This is a genomic window from Geminisphaera colitermitum TAV2 (genome assembly GCF_000171235.2).
GTDB lineage: Bacteria > Verrucomicrobiota > Verrucomicrobiia > Opitutales > Opitutaceae > Geminisphaera > Geminisphaera colitermitum.
This window is the reverse complement of the sequence record NZ_ABEA03000114.1, coordinates 1-5,733: the sequence shown is the minus strand read 5'-3', so window position 1 is coordinate 5,733 and position 5,733 is coordinate 1. Positions and strand designations below refer to the sequence as shown.

5 protein-coding genes are annotated in these 5,733 nt (G+C 62.7%); 4 read left to right on the top strand and 1 reads right to left on the bottom strand.

Features of this window, described 5'->3' with window-relative positions:
- A partial coding sequence (locus OBACDRAFT_RS13640) for a creatininase family protein (RefSeq protein WP_043586480.1) occupies positions 1-781 on the top strand: 781 nt, incomplete at its 5' end.
- A gap of 70 nt (positions 782-851) precedes the next feature.
- The gene (locus OBACDRAFT_RS13635; RefSeq protein WP_043586478.1) at positions 852-1,640 is read left to right on the top strand and encodes a type III pantothenate kinase; all 789 of its coding nucleotides are present in this window, start codon (positions 852-854) and stop codon (positions 1,638-1,640) included.
- 228 nt (positions 1,641-1,868) lie between these two features.
- On the opposite strand, the gene rph is transcribed toward OBACDRAFT_RS13635, so the two are convergent.
- Entirely contained in the window at positions 1,869-2,633 is a 765-nt protein-coding gene (gene rph / locus OBACDRAFT_RS13630; RefSeq protein WP_043586475.1) for a ribonuclease PH, read from the bottom strand.
- A gap of 334 nt (positions 2,634-2,967) precedes the next feature.
- On the opposite strand from rph, the gene gndA reads away from it, so the two are divergent.
- Positions 2,968-4,473 (top strand): NADP-dependent phosphogluconate dehydrogenase, encoded by a 1,506-nt coding sequence (gene gndA, locus OBACDRAFT_RS13625; RefSeq protein ID WP_043586473.1) that lies wholly within the window; start codon positions 2,968-2,970, stop codon positions 4,471-4,473.
- Positions 4,474-4,662: 189 nt separating this feature from the next.
- Complete coding sequence (locus OBACDRAFT_RS13620) at positions 4,663-5,562, top strand: ABC transporter permease (RefSeq protein WP_043586471.1); 900 nt, start codon at positions 4,663-4,665, stop codon at positions 5,560-5,562.
- Positions 5,563-5,733 lie beyond the last annotated feature (171 nt).

Genomic DNA, 5,733 nt, shown 5'->3' with positions numbered 1-5,733 from the left:
CGATCTCCGTTATCTGTCCGCCCTCACCCGCGACGAACTCGACGCCATCCCCGCCGCCGACAAATCCCGGGGCGTCGTCATTCTACCCATCGCCGCCATTGAGCAACACGGCCCCCACCTCCCCGTCGGCACCGATGCCATCATTGGCCACGGCCTGCTCGCCGCCGCGCTTGCGCGCCTCCCGGACGACGCCCCCGTGTGGATCGCCCCCCCTCTCACCTACGGCAAAAGCACCGAGCACGAAACCTACGCCGGCACCCTCTCGCTCACCACCCCCACCCTTCGCGCCCTGCTGCGCGCGCAAGCGGAACAACTTCACCGACTCGGCTTCCGCACCCTCGCGATTCTCAACACCCACGGCGGCAACAGCGCGGTATTGACTTACACACTACGCGAACTCCAGACGGCCTTCGACCCGCCCCTGCGCGCCGGCATGCTCACCCACGGTTTTGTTCCCGAACTCAAACCCGGCCCCGACGAATTCACCGCGCAGGAACGCGCCTACGGATTCCATGCCGGCGACTGGGAGACATCGCTCATGCTTGCCCTCGCGCCCGACACCGTGCGCATGGACCGTGCGATCTGCGCGTGGCCTGCCCGCCTCGACGATCCCGGCGAACTCCGACCCGAAGGCCCCTCGCTCACCTTTGCCTGGGCGACCGAGGACATCTCGCCGAGCGGCGTGATGGGCGACGCCACCCGCGCCACCCGTGAAAAAGGCGACCGCTGGCTCGCCGCCGCCGCCGCCGGTCTCGCCACCGCGATCCTCCGCCTCCTCTGAGTCCTCCCCCCCCGTAACATTCAGTCAGGATTTAGGATTTACCGCCGCAGGCAGTCTGTAAACTGCGCCCATGCTTCTCTGCGTTGATATTGGCAACACCCATACGCACTACGGTTTGGTGCAGGACAGGCGCACCTCCTGTCAGTCGGACGTGCCCACGCGCCTGCTCGACGACCCGGTGCTGGGGCTGCCGGAGCGCATCAAAAAACTGCGTGCAATGCTCCGGCAGTCGGGCCACGTGATCGACGAAATCGCTTTTTGCTCCGTGGTGCCGGACGCCTCGCCGCGACTCCGTGACGTGGCAGCCGGGGCGGGGCTGGCGTCATGGCAACTTGACTACACGTGCGCGCTGGGCGTGCCGATTTCCTACCCGCGCCCGACCGAGATCGGCCAGGACCGGCTGGCCAACGCAGCCGGAGCGCATGCGCTGGTGGGAAGCCCGGCGGTGGTCATCGACCTCGGCACGGCGGTGACGTTTGACATCATCACCACGCAAGGCGGTTACGAAGGAGGCATCATCACACCGGGCCCGGCGCTGGTGACCCGTTATTTGCACGAACACACCGCGCAACTCCCCTTGGTGGAGGATCTGGTTTCGCCGGTTCAGAGCGTGGTCGGAAAATCCACCAAGGAGGCGATTCGCATTGGGGCGATCATAGGTTATCCGGGGATGATCCAAGCCTTGCTCGACGCGGTGCTGGGTGAACTGGCGGCGCGGGCGGAACCGACGCCGGTGATCGTGACATCGGGAGGCGCGGCGTCGATGGTCGCCGCCCGGCTGCGCCAGCCCACGCGCGACATCCCGGACCTGACCTTGCAAGGCTTGGCGGCGGCGCATGCATTGCGAGCCGGGAGCTAAATCTGGAGGGCGGGTCTCCCGACCTATACGCGCTAACATGTTTCGTTTTTTTCTTCATTTTTTGATTCAAACCAGCCTTTTAAATCTAAAAATCGCTGTTTTCTGCTGAAATAATCTCAAGAAATGCGTGGCGATTGAAAAGATGTTAGCGCGTATAGGTCTCCCGACCCGCCGACGGCGCGAAGCAGCCGCCCTCCGGAATGCGCGGCTGCCGCCGCGTCTGGCGGGTCAGGAGACCCGCCCTCCATGCGCCAGAAGCTGGCGGGTGAGAAAGGCGGTTTGCAGGGCGGCAATTTCCTTAAGACCTTTTTGCGCGAGGCCGAGGAGGGCCTGAAGTTGGTCGTAGGTGAAGGTCGCCTCTTCGCCCGAGGTCTGCACTTCGACGAAGTGGCCGCGTCCGGTCATGACAATGTTGGCATCGACTTCGGCGTCCTTGTCCTCGGTGTAGGGGAGGTCGAGGAGTTCGCGTCCGCCGAGGATGCCGACGCTGATGGCGGCAATGGAGTCGGTGAAGGGGTTCTCGGCGAGTTTGCCGGTGTCGAGGAGTTTTTGCAGGGCGAGGCGGGTGGCGAGGTAGGCACCGGTGATGGAGGCGGTGCGGGTGCCGCCGTCTGCCTGGAGGACGTCGCAGTCGATCCAGAGGGTGTTTTCGCCGAGTTTGGAGAGGTCGAGCACGGCGCGGAGGGCGCGTCCGATGAGGCGCTGGATTTCAACGGTGCGGCCGTCGAGCTTGCCTTTGGAGATGTCGCGCGCCTTGCGGTCGTGCGTGCTGTAGGGAAGAAGTGAATACTCGGCGGTGAGCCAGCCGCCGGGAACTTTTTGTTGTTTCATCCAGAGAGGCACCTTGGGCTCGATGGTGGCGGCGCAGATGACGCGCGTGTTGCCAAAGCTGGCGAGGACGGAGCCGGTCGCGTGGGGGGCGATGTTGGCCTCGAAGGTGATCGGGCGGAGTTGGTCGGGACGGCGGCCGTCGGCGCGGGTGTGGTTGCTCATGTTTGGCTTTGCTTAAAGGTCGAAGGTTTGAAGGTCAAAAGCCTGAAGGTCGAGTCCTCGCTTAGTTCTACTTTGTTAAGAGGTCTCACGCAGAGACACAGAGACGTAAAGAAAGGCAAAGAATTCTGTCTGTTTTTATGCTCCGCGGCTCCGCGTGAGATACTTTTGATGGGAAAGGATATGAATTCCGCCCTGCTGTTAACCCCACCTGAAAATGACTGCACAAATTGACATTGTGCAGTCCCGCAGGCAACCCTCCACGCTTTCCACTTCGCTGCCAGCACAGCCGTCATTCAGACGGGCCCGGCAACCGATCCATCTCCACACACCAACCATGTCCAAGACGCACTCCGACATCGGACTCATCGGCCTCGCCGTCATGGGTCAGAACCTCGCCCTCAACATCGCCGACCACGGCTTTCAAATCTCGGTTTACAACCGCACCACCGAGAAAACCGACAAATTCGTAGCGGACAACCCCAGCACCCCCGGCGGCCTCGTCGGCACCAAGACCCTTGAGGAATTCGTCCAGTCGCTTTCCCGCCCGCGCAAGATGATCATCCTCGTGCAGGCCGGCAAAGCCACCGACGCCGTCATCGACGGATTGATCCCCCTCCTCGAAAAAGACGACATCATCATCGACGGCGGCAACGCCCTCTGGACCGACACCATCCGCCGCGAAAAAGCCCTCAAGGAAAAAGGCCTCCGCTTCATCGGCTCCGGCGTCTCCGGCGGCGAAGAAGGCGCCCGCTTCGGCCCCGCCCTCATGCCCGGTGGCGACAAAGCCGCCTACAAGGAACTCGAAAAAATCTGGAACGCCGTCGCCGCCAAAGTGGACCGCAAGACCGGCCGCCCCCTCCTTGGTGCCGCCCCCGGCAAACCCGTCAAAGGCGGCGTCCCCTGCGCCACCTACATCGGCGAAAACGGTGCCGGCCACTACGTCAAGATGGTCCACAACGGCATCGAATACGGTGACATGCAGATGATCTGCGAAGCCTACGCCGTGCTCAAAGGCCTCCTCGGCCTCAAGGCCCCGCAGATCGGCGACATATTTGCCACCTGGAACAAAGGTGCGCTCGACAGCTTCCTCGTCGAAATCACCGCCGACATCCTCAAGCAAAAAGACCCTGTCACCAAAAAACCCTTCGTTGACATCGTCCTTGATACCGCCGGCCAGAAAGGCACCGGCAAATGGACCTCGGTCAACGCGCTCGACATGGGCGTGCCCGCGCCGACCATCGCCGAATCCGTCTTCGCCCGCTGCCTCTCCGCCGTGAAAGAAGAACGCGTCGCCGCCTCCAAAATCCTCAAAGGCCCGAAGGCGAAGAAATTCACCGGCTCGCAAAAAGCCCTCATCGAAGCCGTCCACGACGCCCTCTACAGCTCCAAAATCTGTTCCTACGCGCAAGGCTTCCAACTCATGCGCGAAGCCCAGAAGGAATACAACTGGAAGCTCAACTTCGGCCAGATCGCGCAAATCTGGCGCGGCGGCTGCATCATCCGTGCGGCCTTCCTCCAAAAAATCACCGAAGCCTACGCTCGCAACCCGAAGCTCGCGAACCTCCTGCTCGATCCCTACTTCAACAAGACGATTCAGAAAGCCCAGGCCAACTGGCGCAAAGTCGTCGCCCTTGCGGTGGAGAACGGCATCAGCATCCCGACCTTCAGTTCTGCGCTGGCCTACTACGACGGCTACCGAGCCGACCGCCTCCCCGCCAACCTGCTCCAGGCCCAGCGCGACTACTTCGGCGCGCACACCTACGAGCGCACCGACGTGAAGCGCGGCAAGTTCTTCCACATCGACTGGCCCAAGCCCAACCGCCCCCAGTACGAAGCCTGACGTCTCCATGGAGGGCGGCGGGTCTCCCGACCCGCCAGACGCGGCGCAGCCGCGCCCATCCGGAATGGCGAGCCTCGCTGACGCGAGCCTCGTCGGCGGGTCGGGAGACCCTCCCTCCATGCCCCCCCCTCCCCGTATCCGGGATTGCATCGCAGCCCGGCAGCGTTCTCGTTTTCTCCTTTCAGATCAATGAACGCCCTCGCTCTTCCCGGTTCCGACAACACCCAGGCGCGCCGACCGCGCGTGTGGGGCTGGGTGCTGGTCGCGCCGATGCTCCTCTGGCTCGCGCTCTTCGTCGTCGTGCCCATGGGCATCCTGCTCGTTTACAGTTTTTGCCAGCGCGACGACCTTGGCCGCGTCGTCTTCACCTTCACCTGGGAAAATTACGCGCGCGTCTTTGATCCCATTTACCTAAAAATCCTCGGGCGCTCCGTCGGCTATGCCGCCCTCACCACCGTGCTCTGCGCCGGCATCGGGTATCCGGTCGCCTGGTACATCGCGCGCCAGCGCGAGTCGCTGCGCAACCGCCTCCTGCTCCTCGTCATGATCCCCTTCTGGACGAGTTTCCTCATCCGCACCTACGCCTGGATCTCCATCCTCAAAAGCGAAGGCCTCCTCAATGGCCTTCTCCAATACACCCACGTCATCGCCGCCCCGCTCGAACTCCTCTACACGCCGTGGGCCGTGGTCATCGGCCTCGTTTACGCCTACCTCCCCTTCATGATCCTGCCCATCTACGGCAGCGCGGAAAAACTCGACAACGCCCTCGTCGAAGCGGCCCACGACCTCGGCGCAGGCCCAGTGAAGGCGTTCTCCGAAGTCATCATCCCCCTGACCATGCCCGGCATCGCGGCGGGTATTCTATTAGTGTTCGTGCCCGCGATCGGCATGTTTGCCATCACCGATCTGCTCGGCGGCGCGCGCGTGCCCATGATCGGCAACGTCATCCAAAACCAGTTTTCCAAGACCGGGCGCAACTGGCCGTTCGGCGCGGCGCTGGGTGTGATTTTCACTCTCATGTTCATCCTTTCCTACCTGCTCGCCCAGTGGCGATCCTCGCGCGTGGCCGGAGGAACAGCCTCAAAATAAAAAAGCCGAGGGGAAATTCGCTATTTATTTTCGGCGGCGAGGAGTTAATCACCACCTCACAAATGAATTTTACCCACATGAATTTCAGACTCTCCCCGGTGCGTCCCCCGACGCCCGACGGAGCCCCTCTGCGATCCCGGCCATGAGCGATACGCCCCTCCTTCCTCTGGT

Excerpts from the sequence above, each read along its gene's own strand:
- OBACDRAFT_RS13635 (WP_043586478.1), top strand. The coding sequence starts at position 852 with ATGCTTCTCTGCGTTGATATTGGCAACACCCATACGCACTACGGTTTG.
- rph (WP_043586475.1), bottom strand. The coding sequence starts at position 2,633 with ATGAGCAACCACACCCGCGCCGACGGCCGCCGTCCCGACCAACTCCGC.
- gndA (WP_043586473.1), top strand. The coding sequence starts at position 2,968 with ATGTCCAAGACGCACTCCGACATCGGACTCATCGGCCTCGCCGTCATG.
- OBACDRAFT_RS13620 (WP_043586471.1), top strand. The coding sequence starts at position 4,663 with ATGAACGCCCTCGCTCTTCCCGGTTCCGACAACACCCAGGCGCGCCGA.